The organism is Mesorhizobium sp. B1-1-8, assembly GCF_006442795.2.
In the GTDB taxonomy this organism is placed as follows: domain Bacteria; phylum Pseudomonadota; class Alphaproteobacteria; order Rhizobiales; family Rhizobiaceae; genus Mesorhizobium.
The window spans coordinates 2,299,116-2,317,500 of the sequence record NZ_CP083956.1; the positions used below are offsets into that span (position 1 = coordinate 2,299,116).

16 protein-coding genes are annotated in these 18,385 nt (G+C 62.2%); 7 read left to right on the top strand and 9 right to left on the bottom strand.

Going from position 1 to position 18,385, the window contains the following annotated elements; translation table 11 throughout:
* Positions 1-5 precede the first annotated feature (5 nt).
* The 3 genes from FJ974_RS11255 to FJ974_RS11265 form a co-directional block, all read right to left on the bottom strand.
* Positions 6-2,027 (bottom strand): sigma-54-dependent Fis family transcriptional regulator, encoded by a 2,022-nt coding sequence (locus tag FJ974_RS11255; RefSeq protein ID WP_226891564.1) that lies wholly within the window; start codon positions 2,025-2,027, stop codon positions 6-8.
* Between the two features lie 146 nt (positions 2,028-2,173).
* On the bottom strand, positions 2,174-2,647 hold the full coding sequence (locus tag FJ974_RS11260; protein ID WP_140535668.1) for a hypothetical protein: 474 nt from the start codon (positions 2,645-2,647) through the stop codon (positions 2,174-2,176).
* 172 nt (positions 2,648-2,819) lie between these two features.
* Positions 2,820-3,125, bottom strand: a complete 306-nt coding sequence (locus FJ974_RS11265; RefSeq protein ID WP_140535671.1) for a ribbon-helix-helix domain-containing protein — start codon at positions 3,123-3,125, stop codon at positions 2,820-2,822.
* A 220-nt stretch (positions 3,126-3,345) separates the two neighbouring features.
* On the opposite strand from FJ974_RS11265, the gene FJ974_RS11270 reads away from it, so the two are divergent.
* Positions 3,346-3,741: a VOC family protein gene (locus tag FJ974_RS11270; RefSeq protein ID WP_140535674.1), complete on the top strand. Its 396-nt coding sequence runs from the start codon at positions 3,346-3,348 to the stop codon at positions 3,739-3,741.
* 181 nt (positions 3,742-3,922) lie between these two features.
* On the opposite strand, the gene FJ974_RS11275 is transcribed toward FJ974_RS11270, so the two are convergent.
* The 5 genes from FJ974_RS11275 to FJ974_RS11295 form a co-directional block, all read right to left on the bottom strand.
* Positions 3,923-4,702 carry an SDR family oxidoreductase gene (locus tag FJ974_RS11275; RefSeq protein WP_140535676.1) on the bottom strand — a complete coding sequence of 260 codons (780 nt, stop codon included), beginning with the start codon at positions 4,700-4,702 and terminating at the stop codon, positions 3,923-3,925.
* A complete protein-coding gene (locus FJ974_RS11280) occupies positions 4,695-5,585 on the bottom strand; it encodes an aldose 1-epimerase (RefSeq protein ID WP_140535679.1) in 891 nt (296 codons plus the stop codon). The genes FJ974_RS11275 and FJ974_RS11280 overlap by 8 nt, the downstream gene beginning before the upstream one ends.
* A 13-nt stretch (positions 5,586-5,598) precedes the next feature.
* Positions 5,599-6,549: an L-arabinose ABC transporter permease AraH gene (araH, locus tag FJ974_RS11285; protein ID WP_140535681.1), complete on the bottom strand. Its 951-nt coding sequence runs from the start codon at positions 6,547-6,549 to the stop codon at positions 5,599-5,601.
* Positions 6,550-6,560: 11 nt separating this feature from the next.
* Positions 6,561-8,072 carry an L-arabinose ABC transporter ATP-binding protein AraG gene (gene araG, locus FJ974_RS11290; RefSeq protein ID WP_140535684.1) on the bottom strand — a complete coding sequence of 504 codons (1,512 nt, stop codon included), beginning with the start codon at positions 8,070-8,072 and terminating at the stop codon, positions 6,561-6,563.
* Positions 8,073-8,156: 84 nt separating this feature from the next.
* Positions 8,157-9,146: an arabinose ABC transporter substrate-binding protein gene (locus tag FJ974_RS11295; RefSeq protein WP_140535686.1), complete on the bottom strand. Its 990-nt coding sequence runs from the start codon at positions 9,144-9,146 to the stop codon at positions 8,157-8,159.
* Between the two features lie 253 nt (positions 9,147-9,399).
* Here FJ974_RS11295 and FJ974_RS11300 point away from each other — a divergent pair, with 253 nt between their 5' ends.
* Both FJ974_RS11300 and dgoD read left to right on the top strand, forming a co-directional pair.
* Entirely contained in the window at positions 9,400-10,089 is a 690-nt protein-coding gene (locus FJ974_RS11300; RefSeq protein ID WP_226891615.1) for a FadR/GntR family transcriptional regulator, read from the top strand.
* Between the two features lie 10 nt (positions 10,090-10,099).
* Entirely contained in the window at positions 10,100-11,248 is a 1,149-nt protein-coding gene (dgoD, locus tag FJ974_RS11305; protein ID WP_140535690.1) for a galactonate dehydratase, read from the top strand.
* A 108-nt stretch (positions 11,249-11,356) separates the two neighbouring features.
* Here dgoD and selD read toward each other — a convergent pair whose 3' ends face one another.
* Positions 11,357-12,406, bottom strand: a complete 1,050-nt coding sequence (selD, locus tag FJ974_RS11310; protein WP_140535887.1) for a selenide, water dikinase SelD — start codon at positions 12,404-12,406, stop codon at positions 11,357-11,359.
* A gap of 217 nt (positions 12,407-12,623) precedes the next feature.
* Between selD and fdnG the strand changes: the two genes are divergently transcribed.
* The 4 genes from fdnG to fdhE all read left to right on the top strand — a co-directional run bounded on the left by fdnG (position 12,624) and on the right by fdhE (position 18,383).
* The gene (fdnG, locus tag FJ974_RS11315) at positions 12,624-15,710 is read left to right on the top strand and encodes a formate dehydrogenase-N subunit alpha (protein WP_140535692.1); all 3,087 of its coding nucleotides are present in this window, start codon (positions 12,624-12,626) and stop codon (positions 15,708-15,710) included.
* Between the two features lie 12 nt (positions 15,711-15,722).
* The gene (fdxH, locus tag FJ974_RS11320; protein WP_140535695.1) at positions 15,723-16,673 is read left to right on the top strand and encodes a formate dehydrogenase subunit beta; all 951 of its coding nucleotides are present in this window, start codon (positions 15,723-15,725) and stop codon (positions 16,671-16,673) included.
* Entirely contained in the window at positions 16,660-17,364 is a 705-nt protein-coding gene (locus FJ974_RS11325) for a formate dehydrogenase subunit gamma (RefSeq protein ID WP_140535697.1), read from the top strand. The genes fdxH and FJ974_RS11325 overlap by 14 nt, the downstream gene beginning before the upstream one ends.
* Positions 17,365-17,465: 101 nt before the next feature.
* Positions 17,466-18,383, top strand: coding sequence for a formate dehydrogenase accessory protein FdhE (gene fdhE / locus FJ974_RS11330; protein WP_140535700.1), 918 nt, complete (start codon positions 17,466-17,468; stop codon positions 18,381-18,383).
* Positions 18,384-18,385 lie beyond the last annotated feature (2 nt).

Consider the following 18,385-nt stretch of genomic DNA (forward strand, 5'->3'; position numbering starts at 1 on the left):
CGTGTTCAGACGAAGCCGCGCCGGATGCCATATTGCTCGAGCTTGCGGTAGAGCGTTGGCCTGGAGATGCCGAGCCGCTGCGCCACCCGGCTGAGATTGCCGCCCTCCGCGGTCAGCGCATTCTTCAACGCCTGGTGTTCCGCCTCGGCTAGCGTGCCAGCAGGCTCTTCGGGGGAGACGGCCGTGTTGCTGCCCGGCTGCGGCTCGGAACCGCGATCCGTGATTTCCTCGGGAAGGTCGTGCACTCCGATGCCGCGGCCGCGCGCCAGGACGTGCAGCCGTCCGACGAGATTCTTCAGCTCACGCACATTGCCCGGCCACCGATAGGCGAGCAATGCAGCGACAGCTTCCGGCGAGAATTCCAGCGGCTCGTCGCCTGATGCAGCGCCGATCTTTCGGTTGAAATGTTCGATCAGCAGCAGCACGTCCTCGCCGCGATCGCGCAGCGGCGGCACTGTTATCGAGACGGCGCCGATCCGATAATAGAGGTCGCGGCGGAAACGACCCACAGCGACCTCCTGCTTGAGGTCGCGATTGGTCGAAGCGACGAGCCGAACGTCGACTGGCCGGCCTCGGTTGTCGCCGATGCGGTGGACCACGCGCTCTTCCAGGACACGCAGCAGAAATGGCTGGATTTCGAGCGGCATCTCGCCGATCTCGTCGAGGCTGAGCACACCGCCATTGGCAAGCTCGAAAACACCCGGTTTGCCGTCGCGCGATGCGCCGGTGAAGGCGCCGGCGACATGGCCGAACAGCTCGCTGCCGAACAAGTCCTTTGTGATGGCGCCGCAATTCATCGCGATGAACGGGTCGTTTTCCGTACGCCGACTGCCGGCATGGACAAGCCGCGCGAACAGCTCCTTGCCAACGCCGGTCTCGCCTTCGACCAGCAGCGACGCGACGCTTTTCGATCGCGCGACGCGGCAGGCGATATCGACCGCGGCAAGCAGTGCCTCGCTGTCGCCGACGATCATTGCGGCTGCGTCTTGAAGATGCTTGTCCGCCTCCCGGTTGATCACGGTCGGGCTCGAAACCGTCGGCGCTGACGGGAACACCAGCGCTGCGCCGCGCAAGTCGCCATCGAGCTTGAGCGGTGTGATGTGGCAGGAGCGCAGATGAGCCGGCAGGGCCCTGGCGATATCGGCCTCCGAACCGGACGACGGAAGGTTCATCAGCCAGCGGCCGCGGCCCGCGTCTATCGGGCCGCTGGTCATTTCGGCGACTTCGCCGTCGGGCACGTTGTTTCGGTAGATCGCGCGACCGCGATGATCGAGGATCACCAGTCCATCTTTTCGGCGATAGCCGGGAGCCGAGGAAATGAAAGCTTCGAGCAGGCGTGTGCGCTGCTCCTGCTGCTGCTCTGCCAATGCTTTTTCGATCTGGCGGGCCGTGGCGGCGACAAGCGCGGTGTTGTGCGGTCGGAAGATCGGCGAATAGCCTGACAGGTCGACGACCCCGACTATCTTGCCGTCCAGCGGGTCGCGGATCGGCGCGCCGGCGCAGGTCCAGGACTTGATGCCGGCGCAGAAGTGCTCCGCCGCATGGACGAAAGTCGGTTCCCCGGTCCACAGGGCCGTGCCGATGCCGTTGGTTCCGACGGCGCCTTCATTCCACTTGCCGCCGATGGCCAGATGAATATCCATGCCGTCATGCAGGGTCTTCTTGTCGCCGATGGCATCAATCAGCACGCCGTCGCTGTCGGCAAGAACCAGCATCGCGCCGGTGCCCTCCAGCAACTGACCGATGGAGGCGAAGGATCGGCGCGCCGCCGCGAGCAGTTCGGCATTGGCCCGGGTCAGGTACTCGATCTCGTCGCGATCGCTGCTCAGCGGCGCTTCGATCCCCTGAGCGTTGATGCCGCCGGTGGCGCTGCGATACCAGGAGTCATGAATGAGGGAGCGGACGTGGCTTGGGCGGATCGGATCGCGGACACATTTGGGTTCGTCCGCCAGAAAATCTTCCCAAGCGCGCATAGTGGCGCGCTCGTCATAGTCGATGCTGCCCAGAGCGATTTGATTGCTGGCCAACGACGCACGCGTCGGAACAGCATCGATCTTCATCTGATTAGGCCCAGGATCGCGTTTCATTCAGTCGTTACGGAACCTTCGAGGCATGCCAATGCTGCATTCTGTCTTGGATCTGACGTGCCGAAGCCGGTCCAATCGCTTGCCGGTCAATTGATGCCTAGTTTCGCGCCGATGTCGGTGGCGAGCTGTTCTTCGGAGTAGGTGGCGGTGAGGCGACGTCCGTCCATGTCGGCAAGCTTCGCGGCGACGGCTTCGTCGACCGGCGCGAAGTAGCGGTTCTGCTTGGTGGCCAATACGAAAATGTGCTCGCCGCCGCGATCACGGATATCGCCAATATGATGAAGCTGACGGCCTGTGTTTTGATCCTTCGAGATCACACGCCCATTGATGCTGACATGCACGGACGGGTTGGCCTCGGCCACAGATCCGGTTGCGCCGCCAACATGAAAGATAAGGCCTTGAGCCTTCGGTTTCTGACGTGGCTGTTTCGAAGCTGAATAACCTCCGGCGCTGAGCTGGTCGGCAAGGCGCACGATGGTTGAGCGGTTCTGCTCAATCAGCCCTTTGACTTGAGCATCCTCGCGCCGCGGGCCATCCCGCTTGGAGATGATCTCGACCATGAATCCTCCCAGATTCGTCGGCAGTGCCGGTATGGCAATTTTTCTTGCTTGCAGCGGACCTTACACTGCCGCAGTCGGGTCCGCCATTCATATTAGTTAGCGCCGAAATGGGTGTCGTTGGTAGCAGGTGGCTGCTACACCGGGGGTATTCGTACGTTGAGCAATGCCCGTGTCATGCCGCCTTGCTCTTCGATTCCGAGGGTTCGCTGTTGAATGGGTGCCTGTCGCGCAGGTAGAGCGCGCACGTGGTGCGCAGCATCGAGGCAAAGTTCGGGATATGGCCGTTGATCTCGATCGCTTCATCGTAAAGCGTCGAGAGGAATTTCGGTGCCGTCATCCCCTGTCCATGGGCGATCTCGTCCAATAGCGTCCAAAAAGCGCCTTCGAGCTGGATGCTCGTCGAATGGCCGCCTATTCGAACTGAGCGATTGATTAATCGATACCCTTCCGGAGCCTGCCCGGCAAAGACCCTACACATGCGAAGACCTCCCGTTTGATGTCGCTTTTGGGCGAAGACCTTCCGCGTCCATTCTCCGGGACGATACCGACCCGGTCGCGCATTTTCCCCTCAATTTGCGGTGACTGCAATCGGATCTTGGTGCGTGAGCCAGCCCACTCCTCTCGACGTGGTAACCGGCTGCTACCCGTTTTGTAACGGTGGGCGGTATCCCAGACCACATGCAGCGCGGGAGGTTTCTTTGGCGAAAGCAATACATTCGATGATCCGGGTGGTCGACGAGAACCTGTCGGTCAGCTTCTACAAAAGCGCATTTGGGTTCAATGTTGCGGACCGGTTGGATTTCGACACGTTCACATTGGTTTATCTGCGTGGTGCAGAATCCGATTTCGAGCTTGAATTGACGATCAACAAGGGCAAGAGAGAGCCCTATGCGCTTGGCGAAGGCTATGGCCACTTGGCCTTTTGCGTCGACGATCTCGATGCCGAATACAAGCGCTTGGCTGCAGCAGGCTTCAATCCGCGAAAAATTGTCGAGTTCAAGCGCGAAGAAGCGCTGCTCGCGCGGTTCTTTTTCGTGGCCGACCCAGATGGCTACCAGATCGAAGTGCTGCAGTGTCACGGGCGCTACAAATAGGAGCGTTCGATGGGGGCGCGCCCGTTACTTGCAAAACCGCGACTTCTTGAACACCGGCATGATTGCTCAGGAGATAGCCCATCGGCCACGAGATGGCAGTGCCCCCGGCAATTCGTATGCGAAGAGGATGACTTCGACGCCGTCCGGGACTGCGCTGTGGTCACTGAGAACGGATCCAGCCTTACAGGGCGTGTTGAAGCTGGCTGAGCCCGCCATCGACGACAAGGCATGCGGCATTCATGAAGGGGCATTCGTCGGAAATCATAAACACCGCTGCAAGGGCGATCTCGCGGACCGAAGCGATGCCACCGCCGGGATGCAACGCCATTGTTTTGGCCCGTGCTGCGGCCGGATCGGGAAAGCTGTTCCAGTAGTCGATCACCTTTCGCGTCTCCACATAGCCAGGCGCCAGCGCATTCACCCTTATACCCCGAGCGGCGTATTCGAGAGCCAGCGATCTCGTTAGGCCGAGCAGCGCATGTTTGGCGACCGGGTAGGGGAAGGTATGCGGGATGATCGTGAAGCTGTGGGTCGAAGCGATGTTGAGGATGGTGCCGCCACCGTTTTCAATCATTCCCGGAAGTGCCGCCTTGCTGCAGTTCCAGGCCCCTTTGACGTTGACATCGAAATTGCGGTTCCACTCTTCTTCGGTCGCCTCCAGCGGTGTTGAAAACACGTTCATTCCCGCATTGTTGATCAGCGCGTTGATAGGGCCGATTTCCCCCTCGGCCCTCGTGACGGCATCGGCGATAGCGGCCCCGTCACTGACATCCGCGGTGGTATGTCCGATATGACCTTGCGGCGCGGACAGGCCGGCGACGGTCCGGTCGAGCAGGTCCCCATCGCGGTCGACCAAGAACAGCCTTGCCCCTTCGGCAAGGCACGCCTCGGCTATGGCCAATCCGATGCCTTGCGCGGCGCCCGTCAGGAAGATGCGTTTGCCGAACAGCCGATCAACCATGGTTGTTACTCCAGTCGAAGACAGTCATTGCGAATTCCGCGCTGAAAATGCCGCCGGGAGCAAGCATTACAAGTCCCATTGGGTCGGTCTCTAAATGCTTCAGCGCATTAGGGGCGTGGCTCATCGGCTCCAGACAGAAGAAGCTGCGGTCGCTGTCCGGCGCATAGAGCATGTAGCGGCGGAGTGCCGGGCTTGCCTCGATTTCAAGTCCCAGCCTTTGTTCCGGCCAAGCGATCCGCGCCTGTCCGCTCCAGCCTTCGAAACAATTGTTCAGCCAACGGTTGGGCAGTCGGCGCGGCGTGGAGAAATCGACGTCGTCCGCCAGCGCAACCCGCTCCGCCGGCAGATGCCCTGCGCGTTCGGTCCACCAGTCGCTGGCAGGCGCGAAAAGGGTGGTCAGCGGCGTTCGTGGAAAGAAGGGATGAAAGCCGAGGCCGAAGGGAAGGGCGATTTCGCCGGTGTTGGTGACCGAGATCTGGAGCGCCAGGCGCGCGCACGCAAGGCTGAACGACTGCCGCGCGTGATAGGCATGAGGCGAACCGAAACCCTCCGGCTTGTCAAAGCACAGCTCGACATGATCGGCTCGGCGCTCGGTCACCTCCCAGGCCTCGAGCCATCCATCTCCATGGATGAATAGAGGATCGGCCGCATTGGGCGCCAATCGGAACGTCCGGCCGCCGCAGGAGAAAGAGTTGCCTTCAACGCGATTGCCGATCGGCACCAGCGGAAAGCAGGCGCAATCCGCAATGTCGAATTCGGCCTCACCTTTGTAGGGGCGCAGGAATGGCACCCCTTCGGCCGTATGCCCGTCGACGACAGCGCCTCCCTGCGGGCTGATCCGGACACTCAGCCGATCGTTCTCGATGAGTGTCCAGGGTGACATGCGATCGCCCGGCTCAGCGCCTTCCGAATGCCGACGAGCGGAGATTGTCGAGCAGCACCGCGAGCAACAGGATCACTCCGCGCACGATGTATTGGTAGAAAGCCGCGATGTTGAGCAGGTTCATCACGTTCTCGGCGATACCCATGATCAGCACGCCAACGATGACGCCCGACATGGCGGCGCGACCGCCGGCCAGCGAGACGCCCCCGAGGACGCAAGCCGAGATAACGGAGAGCTCCAGGCCAACCGCCGCGTTGGGCTGGCCCGAAGTGATGCGCGAGGCCAAAAGGATGCCCGCGATGCCGCAGACGAGGCCCTGCAGCGCGAAAATCCAGATGCGCGTCCTGTCGACATTGACGCCGGCCAGCCGCGAGGCTTCCGGATTGCCGCCGATGGCCAGCGTGTTCTTGCCGAAGACGGTTCGGTTGAGCACGAAGCCGAAGATCCCGAACAGTATCGCCAGCACCCAGATCGGCGTCGGTATGCCGAGCAGTTTCGACAGTGCCAGCTGGTAGAAATCCGGGCTGTTGATGCCAACGGCGCGGCCGTCGGACGAAATCAACGCGAGGCCGCGCACGATCTGCATTGTGGCCAGCGTCGTGATCAGCGCGTTGATGCGGAATTTGGCGATGACGACGCCGTTGATGAAGCCGACAAAGGTGCCGCAGGCGATTGCAGCGAGAAGCCCGAGCAGGATCGAGCCCGACGCGTTCGATGCCATCACCGCGACCATACCGGCGAAGGCGACGATCGAGCCGACCGACAGATCGAAGTCGCGCGCGGCAAGGCAGAACATCATGGTGCAGGCGACGATACCGACGGTGACCACCGATTGCAGCAGGCCAAGCATGTTGCGGTCAGTCAGGAAGTTCGGCACCAGCAGCGAGACCAGCGCGAAGGCAACGACGAAGATGACGACGAGCCCCTGTTCGCCGAGCACGATCTTCTTCAACTGACCGGTCATGGCAGATGTCCTCAGGATGCGATCGCGTCGGGGGTTTTCTTGTCGGGAAGAGCTGCGGCCAGGATTGCCCTCTCGGCGAACTGGCCGCGGGTGAGTTCGGCGCTGATGCGCCCGCCGCACATCACCAGGATGCGGTCGCAAATGCCCATCGCTTCCGGCAGTTCGGACGAGACGACGACGATCGCCATGCCGTCTTCGGCAAGCTGGTAGAGCAGTTCGTAAATTTCCGATTTGGCGCCGACATCGATGCCGCGCGTCGGCTCGTCGACGATCAGCACGCGTATGTCCTGTTCGGACAGCCAGCGGCCGAGGATGACCTTCTGCTGGTTGCCGCCGGACAAGTTGACGATATCCTGCTTGCGCGAAGGCGTGCGCACCTTGAGCTTCTTGATGAAGGTTTCGGCTGTCGCGATCTCGCTGGCACGGTTCAAAATGCCGAAGCGCGTGTGATGGCGCCTGGACGAGATGTTGATGTTCTCCTCGATCGAGCGCCCCTGGACGATGCCGTCATACTTGCGGTCTTCCGAGCACAGCACGATACCGGCCCTGATCGCATCATGCGGACTGGCGGCGGCAATTGTCTTGCTGTCTACGGCGATTGTGCCGCCCGAGCGTGGATCGGCGCCAAAAACGAGCCGCATCAGTTCCGAGCGCCCGGCCCCGATCAGGCCGAAGAAGCCGACGATCTCGCCGGCGCGGGCTTCGAAGCTTGCCGGCGTCCGCAGCCTGGCGCCGCTCAGGCCATCGACCTTCAGCCGGACCCCGCCGGTCTTGCGCGGACGAAAACCCCAGATGTCGGAAATCTCGCGGCCGACCATTTCGGCGACGACCTGGTCGCGTGTGATACCCCTGAGCGTAGCGTGGTGTGCCGCGAGCCTGCCGTCGCGCAACACGGTCAGGCCGTCGCAGAGCCGGAACACTTCATCGAGCCGGTGCGACACATAGATGATCACCTTGCCTTCGCCACGCAGCCGGTCGATCAGGGCGAACAGGATTTCGCTTTCACGTGAGGACAAGGAAGAGGTCGGCTCGTCCAGCGCGATGACGCGCGCATCGAGCATGATCGCCTTGGCGATCTCGACCATCTGGCGTTCGCCGATCGACAGCGTCTTGATCTTGCGGCGCATGTCGATGTCGATGCCGGCCGATTTCAACTTGGCGCCGACATCCTCCAGCATCCTGCCGCGCGCGATGACGCCGGCGCTGGCGGGAAAGCGCCCGAGGCTGAGATTCTCGGCGACGGTGAGTTCCGGAACAAGCTGCAATTCCTGATGGATGACGATGACGCCATTGTCGAAGGCGTCGCGGGTCGAGGCATAGGCCTGGACCTTGCCGTCGATGGTTATTTCGCCGGCATCGGCATGCTGGTCGCCGGACAGGATCTTGATCAGAGTTGATTTGCCAGCGCCATTCTCGCCCATCAGCCCGTGCACGGCGCCCCTTTCGACGCCGAACGTCACGTCGGACAAAGCCGTGACGCCCGGGTAGGTCTTGGTGATGTTCGAGAAGTCGAGAAATGACACGGGCTCCGATCCTTCTGCGCATCCTTGCCGAGTCATGTCAAACTGGCGGCGGCATCAAGCCGCCGCCTGTTTGTACAGGAAGGATTATTCGATGCCGAGGTCCTTGCGCACCTTCTGGTAATCGTCGCGCTTTGCCAGCGCGCCGGAGGTCAACGTAAGCTTCGCCGGCTCCTTGTTGTTGGCGATCCAGTTATACATGTTGAGCGCGGTCTCATAGCCATGCCGCTTCGGCGAGATGATCACGGTGCCGACGAAGCCGGTCGCGGCGGGCTTCTTGAACTCGTTGATCGCCGATTCCGCGCCGCCGATGCCGACGCCGATCATGCCGTCGGCGGGAATGCCGACACTTTCGGATGCGCGAACGGCGCCCAGCACGGCCTCGTCGTTGAGGCCGAAGGCAATCCACTTCTTGATGTCGGCATGGGCATTGAGCACCACAGTCGCGGCGTTGAGGGCCGCTTCCGTGTCGGTCTTGGCTTGCGGGGCGTCGAAGATGTTCTGGGTCTTGAAGCCGGCGGCTTTCAGCACCGAAATCGCGCCTTCAACACGGTCGACGGCTGTCGGCAGCTGATCGTATGAAACGCGGATCGCGCCGACCTCGTCCATCTTCCAGCCGCGCGCCTTCATCTCGTCGACGATGGCCTGACCAACCGCCTCGCCGATCTTGGTGGCCGAGATGCCCATATGCGGCACGTCTTCCAGCGGCTTGCCGTCGGCGCCGACGAGGCGGTCGTCCACCGTCATCAGCTTGAGATTGTTGGCGGCGGCCTTGGCGACGATGCCTGGGCCGAGTTTCACGTCCGGCGTGCAGACGACGAAGCCCTGAGCGCCCTGTGCACCGAGATTGTCGATCGCCGACATCAGCTTCTCGCCGTCTTCGGCGCCGATCTTGACGAGGGTGAAACCCTTTTCCTTGGCGGCCTGGTCGGCGAATTTCCATTCGTCCTGGAACCACGGCTCCTCCGGCTGTTTGACGATGAAGCCGATCTTGGTGTCCTGAGCATAGGCAGCGATGGTCGTGACGGACAGCACGGCAAGCGCGCCCGCGACGAGCGCGGTCTTCAAAAGTCGCATGATTACCTCCCAGCGATGGCCGGGCGCTTGAGCCCGGGTGCCGGAGTTTCTAGTTGTTTTTATCATACTCGTCAATTGATCTGGTATGATAATTAAGATACATGCTCTGACCAGGGATCGCTGGCGCAATTGACCCGCATCCGGTAAGGCCGGTTGTGCGAAACCGACAGGTTCGCCGCCTTGGAGGAGGGCTGAGGTGACCGAAACTTCGAAGAAGGCACAAGGCGACACCGCTACCCGCCGGCCGCGCGTGATGCCCGATGTAACGAAGGCGCTTGCCTCGGACATTTTTTCCGGGCGCTATCCGGCAGGCTCCTCCCTGCCGACCGAAAATGATCTCGGCGTCGAATACGGCGTCAGCCGCACCGTCATCCGCGAGGCTCTCAAAGTGCTGGCCGCCAAGGGACTGGTGCTGTCGCGGCCACGCATCGGCACGGTCGTATGTGAACAGGACAACTGGAACATTATCGATCCGCAGGTGCTGGCCTGGCACGCGCCGCATGCGCTCGACGACAAGCTATTCGACGCCATCCTTGAAACGCGCCGCGCCATCGAACCACTGGTTGCCGAACTCGCCGCCACGCGTGCGACGCTGCAGGAAGTTGCCGACCTCGAGGCGGCGTGGCGCGGCATGGCCGGCGCAGGCGAGGACCTCGCCGCCTTCTCGCGCAGCGACATTGCCTTCCACCAGATCGTCTATGCCGCAAGCCACAACCCGATCTTCCGGCAGATCGGCAATCTGATCGACACCGGGCTGAAGTTCTCGCTGGAAGCCTCAGCGACGATCTCGCTGGAAAGGCGCATGGAAGCGGTGGCGGCGCACCGCGAGGTGGTGGAGGCGCTGCGCATGCGCGATGCGACCGCGGCGCGGTGCGCGGCGAGCAATATCCTCGACCTTGCGGCGCGCGATCTGCTCAGCGCCAAAAAACTCAAGAACAACTGAGACGGATCGCATGAAAATCACCTCGCTCACCACCTACATCGTGCCGCCGCGCTGGCTGTTCCTGAAGATCGAGACCGATGCCGGCGTCACCGGCTGGGGCGAGCCCGTCATCGAAGGCCGGGCGCTGACCGTCGAGGCGGCGGTCAAGGAATTCGCCGACTACCTCATCGGCAAGGATCCTCGCCTGATTGAGGATCACTGGACGGTGATGCATCGCGGCGGCTTCTACCGCGGCGGGCCGATCCTGATGAGCGCCATCGCCGGCATCGACCAGGCGCTGTGGGACATCAAGGGCAAGGCGCTCGGGGTACCCGTGCACGAACTGCTCGGCGGCAGACTGCGCGACACCATCAAGGTCTATTCCTGGATCGGCGGCGACCGGCCGGCGGAGGTCGCGGCGGGCGCCAGGGAAGTGGTGGCACGCGGCTTCCATGCGCTCAAGATGAACGGCACCGAGGAACTGCAGATCGTCGACAGCCACGATAAGATCGACGCCGTGGTCGAGCGCGTCGCCATGGTGCGCGAGGCCGTCGGCCCGAATATCGGCATTGCCGTCGATTTCCATGGCCGCGTGCACCGGCCGATGGCGCGCATCCTGGTCAAGGAGCTTGAACTCTACAGGCTGATGTTCATCGAGGAACCGGTACTGAGCGAAAACCGCGAGGCGCTGAAGGAGATCGCCGCGCTCGGCTCGACACCGATCGCGCTCGGCGAACGGCTCTACAGCCGCTGGGACTTCAAATCCGTATTCGAGGAAGGCGTCGTCGACATCATCCAGCCCGACCTGTCGCATGCCGGTGGCATCACCGAATGCCGCAAGATCGCGGCGATGGCGGAAGCCTATGACGTGGCGGTGGCGCCGCACTGCCCGTTGGGACCGATCGCGCTCGCCGCCTGCCTGCAGCTCGACGCAGTCAGCTACAATTGCTTCATCCAGGAGCAGAGCCTGGGCATCCACTACAACGCCGGCAACGACCTGCTCGACTATGCCGCCAACAAGGACGTCTTTCGCTATGAGGATGGCTACGTCGCCATTCCCGACGGCCCGGGCCTGGGTGTCGTGATCGACGAGGACTATGTCAAGGAGCGCGCCAGGGAAGGCCACAACTGGCGCAACCCGATCTGGCGCCACAAAGACGGCTCCTTTGCCGAGTGGTGAACGGCACGGTCGCCGGCCGGCTTGACCCAGTATCGCCTACCACGCCTCAGTTCCCTGCTGGTTTCCCCCGATGTTCGACACCGGCGACAGCAGGAGATGCCGGGTCGCTCAGTCCTCGACCACGATGGCAGGTTGGCCGCGCTTGACATATCCGATCATCGCTGCCGACGGATAGCCGCTTGCGACAATTCTCCCGACCAATGCACCGGCACGGTCAGGATCGCAGGCTATCAGCAGCCCACCTGAAGTCTGTGGATCGGCAAGAAGATGGCGCCGCCACTCCGGCATATCCGACGGCAGGAGCACCGCATCGCCATAGCTCGACCAGTTGCGCCGCGATGCGCCGGTGACGAAACCTCGCTCCGCGAGCGCTGCCGCTTGTTCAAAGACGGGAACGTCGTGGTCGCAAATGACGAGCGCGCAGTCGGAGCCGCGCGCCATCTCAAGAGCATGTCCGATCAAGCCGAACCCGGTCACATCGGTGATCGCATGCACGCTTGCGTCCTCGGCGAGCTCCGCTCCAATCCGGTTGAGAAGGGTCGTCGAGGCGATCATCTCTTCGTAGCAGCCGGGCGGCAACGCCTGCTTTTTAATGGCCGCGGAATAGATTCCAACACCGAGACCTTTCGTCAGGATCAATGCATCGCCGGGCCTGGCTCCTGAATTGCGCCGGACGTCCGCTGGCCGGCAGGTGCCGATTACGGCAAGCCCGTAGATCGGTTCCGGCGAGTCAATCGAATGGCCGCCGGCGATGGGTATCCCGGCTGTGGCGCAAATGTCGTGGCCGCCCTTCAAGATTTCCTGGATGATGTCCGTCGGCAGTTTCTCGATCGGCATTCCAAGGATGACCAGGGCCATGATTGGCCGCCCGCCCATTGCATAGACGTCAGAAAGTGCATTGGTCGCCGCAATCCGGCCGAAGTCGTACGGATCATCCACCATCGGCATGAAAAAATCGGTGGTCGCAATCACGCAGGTCGTGTCGTCGATCTGCCAGACCGCGGCATCATCTCCGGTTTCGGTGCCGACAAGGAGTTGCCGAAAGGGATTGGGTTCCGTCTGCTTGGCAAGTAGTTGCTGCAGGACCGAGGGCGCCAGCTTACAACCGCAACCGCCGCCATGAGCAAGGCTGGTAAGGCGCAAAGGCGCTTCGGTGATATCGCCCCGCAACGCGGAAGCCGGTTCCAACACCACGCCATACAGTAGGGTCACATTCCGAAAAGCGTCAATCACATTTTCTTGCGCAGAACATTTGCCAGCTCCGATCCGCGCCCTAGGTCTTCGTTAGTTTGACATTGCGCCAATTCGGCTCAAAGCGGCGTCCTTATTCCTTGGTTCTGGATGCCCATGGGCGTGGAATTCGGGAGGAATCCAGATGGACGTTGAACTCTCACGGCGCGCGTTCCTGCAGTCGGCAGGCGCGGGTCTCGCCGGCACGACCTTAGGGGCTCTTGGTTTCGCCGACGTCGAGGCCACGCATGCGGCGGCGATACGGCCCTTCAAGCTCGCGACCATGGTCGAGACGCGCAACACCTGCCCCTACTGCTCGGTGGCCTGCGGCATCATCATGTATTCGAAAGGCGACCTCAGGAAGGGCGAAAAGGCCGAGATCACCCATATCGAGGGCGATACCGACCATCCGACCAATCGCGGCACCTTGTGCCCCAAGGGATCGGCTCTGCTCGGCTTCGTGAAATCTCCGACCCGGCTGCAGCATCCAATGATCCGCAAGCCCGGGTCCGACAAGTTCGAGCCGATAGGTTGGGAGGAAGCGCTGGACCGCATCGCCCGCCTGATGAAGGACGATCGCGACAAGAACTTCGTCGCCAGGAACAATGACGGCGTGACGGTCAACCGGTGGCTCACCACAGGCTTCCTCGCCGCCTCGGCTTCGACCAATGAAACCGCGTTCGCGACCTACAAGGTAGTCCGCAGCACGGGCATACTGGCGTTCGACAACCAGGCACGTGTCTGACACGGCCCGACGGTGGCGAGTCTCGCCCCAACATTCGGCCGTGGCGCAATGACCAATTCCTGGACCGACATCAGGAACACGGATCTTGTTGTGATCATGGGCGGCAATGCCGCCGAAGCCCATCCGTGTGGCTTCAAATGGGTTACGGAAGCCAAGGCCAACCGCGGCGCCAAGCTCATCGTCATCGATCCGCGCTTCACGCGCTCAGCCTCGGTGTCAGACGTCTATGCGCCGATCCGCCAGGGGACGGACATCGCCTTCCTGCTCGGGCTCATCAACTACTGTATCCAAAACAACAAGGTGCAGTGGGATTATGTGAAGGCCTTCACCAACGCGTCCTATGTCGTCAAGCAGGGCTTCACTTACAAGGACGGCCTGTTCTCCGGCTATGACGAGGCGAAGCGCGACTACGACAAGTCGACCTGGGATTACGACATCGGCCCCGACGGCTTCGCCGTTGTCGACGAAACCCTGGCCAATCCACGTTGCGTCTGGAACCTGCTCAAGAACCACGTCGCGGTCTATACGCCCGAGATGGTCGAACGCATCTGCGGCACGCCGAAGCAGAAGTTCCTGCAGGTCGCCAAGATGATTGCGGAAACGTCCGCGCCGAACAAGGCGATGACGTCGATGTATGCGCTCGGCTGGACGCAGCACTCGAAGGGCTCGCAAAACATCCGCGCCATGGCGATGCTGCAGCTTGTGCTCGGCAATATCGGCATTCGCGGCGGCGGCATGAACGCGCTCCGCGGCCATTCCAACATCCAGGGGCTGACCGACCTCGGACTGATGTCGAACCTGCTGCCGGGTTATCTCACGGTGCCGACGCAGAAGGAGCCGGACCTCGCGACCTACATGTCGACGCGCGGCTTCAAGCCGCTGCGGCCGAACCAGATGAGCTACTGGCAGAACTACAAGAAGTTCTTCGTCAGCTTCCAGAAGTCGATGTGGGGCGATGCGGCAACGCCGCAGAACGACTTCGCCTATGACTATCTGCCGAAGCTCGACGTGCCGGGCTACGACCTGCTGCGTACTTTCGAGCTGATGCACCAGGGCAAGATGAACGGCTATTTCTGCCAGGGCTTCAACCCGCTGCAGGCGGCACCAAACAAGAAGAAGGTGATCGAGTCGCTCTCGAAGCTCAAATTCCTCGTCATCATGGATCCGCTGGACACGGAGACGGGGCGGTTCTGGGAGAACCATGGGGCATACAACGATGTCGATCCGACGAAGATTCAGACCGAGGTCTACCAGCTGCCCTCGACCTGCTTTGCGGAGGACGACGGCTCGCTGGTCAATTCAGGGCGCTGGCTGCAATGGCATTGGGCCGGCGGCACGCCCCCCGGGGAGGCCAAGCGCGACACGTGGATCATGGCGCAGCTCTACCTGCGCCTGAAGGAGCTCTACACCAAGGAAGGCGGCGCCTTCCCCGATCCGATCGTCAAGCTCACCTGGCCTTACGCCGATCCCGGCGATCCGAAAGCCGAAGAGCTTGCCCAGGAGATCAACGGCAGGGCGCTCGCCAGGGTGACCGACACGGCCGACCCGACGAAGGTGCTGGCCGAGGCCGGCAAGCTGCTGCCGGCCTTTGCCGCGCTGCGCGACGATGGCTCGACCGCCTGCGGCTGCTGGATCTATTCCGGCTGCTTCAACGAGAACGGCAACAACATGGCAAGGCGGGATACGAGTGATCCGGACGACGCCGGCTTCTATTCGAAATGGGCGTTCTCATGGCCCGCTAACCGCCGCATACTCTACAACAGGGCGTCGGCTGATCTCACCGGAAAACCCTGGGATCCGAGCCGCAAAGTCATCGAATGGGATGGCACGAAGTGGTCGGGCTACGACGTGCCCGACATTCTGCCCACTGCCAAACCCGATCAGGTCGGCCCGTTCATCATGAACCCGGAAGGCGTCTCGCGCTTCTTTACCCGAACCATGATGCGCGACGGACCGTTCCCTGCGCATTACGAGCCGTTCGAGTCGCCGATCGTCAATCCGGTGGCACCCAAGGTCCGCGGCAATCCCGCGGCGCGGGTGTTCCAGGGCGATATGGCCCAGTTCGCCGAAGCGGCCTCGCCGGAGTTCCCCTATGCGGCGACCTCCTACCGGCTGACCGAGCATTTCCACTTCTGGACCAAGCACGTCATCGTCAATGCGGTGATCCAGCCGGAATTCTTCGTGGAGATTTCGGAACAGCTGGCGGCCGAGAAGGGCATCACCAAGGGCGGCTGGGTCCGCGTCTGGTCGAAGCGCGGTTCGGTTGTGGCGAAGGCCATGGTCACCAAGCGGATCAGGCCGCTTACCTGCGACGGCAAGACCATTCACATCGTCGGCATACCCCTGCACTGGGGCTTCACGGGAGCGGCGAAGAAAGGCTTCGGCCCGAACATGCTCACGCCCTTTGTCGGCGACGCCAATATCGAGACGCCCGAGTACAAGGCGTTCCTGGTCAATATCGAGCCCGCGCCGGGCCCGGTGGCATAGGAGGGGCAAGCGATGTTTCCTCCCATTCCCAACCCTTCGACGGCGCAGACGGCCCCGCGTCTCTCCGAGAAGGACCTCATCCGCCGCTCTGCGTCGACCGTGCCTGCCCCGGAAAAGCAGCTGACGGAAGTCGCCAAGCTTATCGATGTCTCGAAATGCATCGGCTGCAAGGCCTGCCAGACGGCCTGCATCGAGTGGAACGACACGCATCCGGAGGTCGGCGTCTTCGCCGGCGCTTTCGAGAATCCGCCCGATCTGACGCCGGACATGTTCACGCTGATGCGCTACAGCGAATGGGACAACCCCGAGACCAGTGAGCTCGAATGGCTGATCCGCAAGGACGGCTGCATGCACTGCGCCGATCCCGGCTGCCTCAAGGCCTGCCCGGCGCCGGGCGCGATCGTGCAATATTCGAACGGCATCGTCGATTTCGTCCATGAGAACTGCATCGGCTGCGGCTACTGCATCAAAGGCTGCCCGTTCAACATCCCGCGCATCTCCAAGGTCGACCACACGGCCTACAAATGCACGCTCTGCTCCGACCGCGTCGCGGTCGGCCAAGGCCCAGCCTGCGCCAAGGCCTGCCCGACCCAAGCGATCGTGTTCGGTACGAAGGAGGAGATGAAACAGCATGCCGACGGCCGCATCAAGGACCTCAAGTCGCGCGGCTTCGTCAATGCCGGCCTCTATGATCCGCCGGGCGTCGGCGGGACACATGTGATGTATGTGCTGCATCATGCCGACAAGCCGGAGATCTATAGCGGCCTGCCCAAGGATCCGAAGATCAGTCCATTGGTCGAGGCTTGGAAAGGTGTGACCAAATATGCAGGCCTCACGATCATGGGTGTGGCGGCCGGTGTCGGCTTGCTCCATCATTTGATCATGGGACCGAACAGGGTAACCGAGGCGGATGAGGAGCACGCCGAACAGCTGACGGAAGGCGACAGCCATGGCCGGGGATGACCTCAAGCCGAACGAACAGGTCCATCCCGGCAAGCCGGTGATCGTGGACCGCTACACGGTGGGGGCACGGATCAACCACTGGATCACGGCGGCGAGCCTGGTCCTACTCGCCCTGTCCGGCCTTGCGATGTTCCACCCGAGCCTGTTCTTCCTGTCCGGCCTCTTCGGCGGGGGCCAGTTCACGCGCTTCATTCATCCCTGGATCGGCGTCGTGCTCTTCTTCAGCTTCCTTGGACTTTTCCTTCGATTCTGGAAGGCCAATCTGTGGAGACGCGAGGACGGGACGTGGCTCGGCCGTTTCCGCGACGTGCTGGCCAACCATGAGGATAATGTTCCCGAGGTCGGCAAATACAATGCCGGCCAAAAACTCGTCTTCTGGTCAATGTCGGTGCTGATTGTGATCCTCATCTCCAGTGGACTGGTGGCATGGGATCAGTATTTCTCCCAGTATACGACAATCGATCAGAAGCGTGTGGCCATACTTGTCCATTCCATAGCGGCGGTGGCGATCATCGGCGTCTGGATCGTCCATTTCTACTCGGCCATCTGGGTGCGCGGTACCATTCCGGCCATGACACGTGGGCGGGTGACCGGCGGCTGGGCCTGGCGGCATCACCGCAAATGGCTGCGGGAGCTCGTCACCAAATCGAGCAAGGAAACAGGATCATCGGGATCAAACCCCGCCGAATAGAGCGGGTGCTGGTCGGATGACTTTCCCGCCCTAGTTTTGTGTTTGCACATGATTTTTGCCGGTCAGGCAACCACGTGACCCGTGCGGTTCGTGAGGCTCGAATGCCAAGACAGATAATTCCGGCCGGTTCCGACCCCACCGCCATAGGCGAGGTCTCCGCCCCTCCCTTTGCCCGCCTTCCAGAGCCCGCAAGTCTGTTTTCTCGTCGTGCGCAGCGGTGGAACGCGCTGGCTGCAGGCCATGAGCTGCGTCCCTATCTTGGCTTTCTTGCCGCTCTCGCCGATGTGCAGCACCGCATCCAGGAGGGCCTGGCGGAGCCAGAGATACCTGACGGCGCGGCGCGCGAGCGCGCGCGCAGTTTTGGAATGCCGCCGCTCGACCGCAACAGCCTCGCGCTCGGCATGGCCGCAGAGACGCTCGACCGCCTGGTCGCCGCGGCATTGGAGATCGAGAAGCCAGGCGCCGCGGCCGATGCGCTGGACCGTTTGAGGCAGGCCACTCCCGCGAAGCGTGTCGGCATGATGCGCAATGTGCTCGCCGGTGCGATCCCGATGGAGGCGCTCGCCGAGCACGTCTATGCCGCGGCCGCGCTGCAGGTTCACTTCGCCCGTCTCGCCGCCCGACTGGACGCCCATGCGCTGGTGCCGGTGGGCGAAGGCGCATGCCCCGCCTGCGGATCCCCGCCGGCATCCTCGATCATAGTCGGCTGGCAGGGGGCCCATGGGTCGCGCTTCTGCGCATGCTCGCTGTGCGGCACATTGTGGAACTATGTGCGCATCAAATGCATGTTGTGCGGCTCCACCAAGGGCATCGGCTATCAGGAGATCGAGGGCGGGCCGGGAACGGTGAAGGCAGAGACCTGCGATTCCTGCGGCTGCTACGTGAAGATCCTGCATCAGCACAAGGATCCCGATCTCGACCCGATCGCCGACGACGTGGCGACGCTTGGCCTCGACATGCTCGTGCGCGAAACGGGCTATCGCCGCGGATCGTTCAACCCGTTCCTGATCGGCTACTGAGG

Excerpts from the sequence above, each read along its gene's own strand:
- FJ974_RS11325 (WP_140535697.1), top strand. The coding sequence starts at position 16,660 with ATGGCCGGGGATGACCTCAAGCCGAACGAACAGGTCCATCCCGGCAAG.
- FJ974_RS11300 (WP_226891615.1), top strand. The coding sequence starts at position 9,400 with ATGCCCGATGTAACGAAGGCGCTTGCCTCGGACATTTTTTCCGGGCGC.
- FJ974_RS11260 (WP_140535668.1), bottom strand. The coding sequence starts at position 2,647 with ATGGTCGAGATCATCTCCAAGCGGGATGGCCCGCGGCGCGAGGATGCT.
- FJ974_RS11265 (WP_140535671.1), bottom strand. The coding sequence starts at position 3,125 with ATGTGTAGGGTCTTTGCCGGGCAGGCTCCGGAAGGGTATCGATTAATC.
- FJ974_RS11275 (WP_140535676.1), bottom strand. The coding sequence starts at position 4,702 with ATGGTTGATCGGCTGTTCGGCAAACGCATCTTCCTGACGGGCGCCGCG.
- FJ974_RS11295 (WP_140535686.1), bottom strand. The coding sequence starts at position 9,146 with ATGCGACTTTTGAAGACCGCGCTCGTCGCGGGCGCGCTTGCCGTGCTG.
- FJ974_RS11280 (WP_140535679.1), bottom strand. The coding sequence starts at position 5,585 with ATGTCACCCTGGACACTCATCGAGAACGATCGGCTGAGTGTCCGGATC.
- fdxH (WP_140535695.1), top strand. The coding sequence starts at position 15,723 with ATGTTTCCTCCCATTCCCAACCCTTCGACGGCGCAGACGGCCCCGCGT.
- dgoD (WP_140535690.1), top strand. The coding sequence starts at position 10,100 with ATGAAAATCACCTCGCTCACCACCTACATCGTGCCGCCGCGCTGGCTG.
- araH (WP_140535681.1), bottom strand. The coding sequence starts at position 6,549 with ATGACCGGTCAGTTGAAGAAGATCGTGCTCGGCGAACAGGGGCTCGTC.
- fdhE (WP_140535700.1), top strand. The coding sequence starts at position 17,466 with ATGCCAAGACAGATAATTCCGGCCGGTTCCGACCCCACCGCCATAGGC.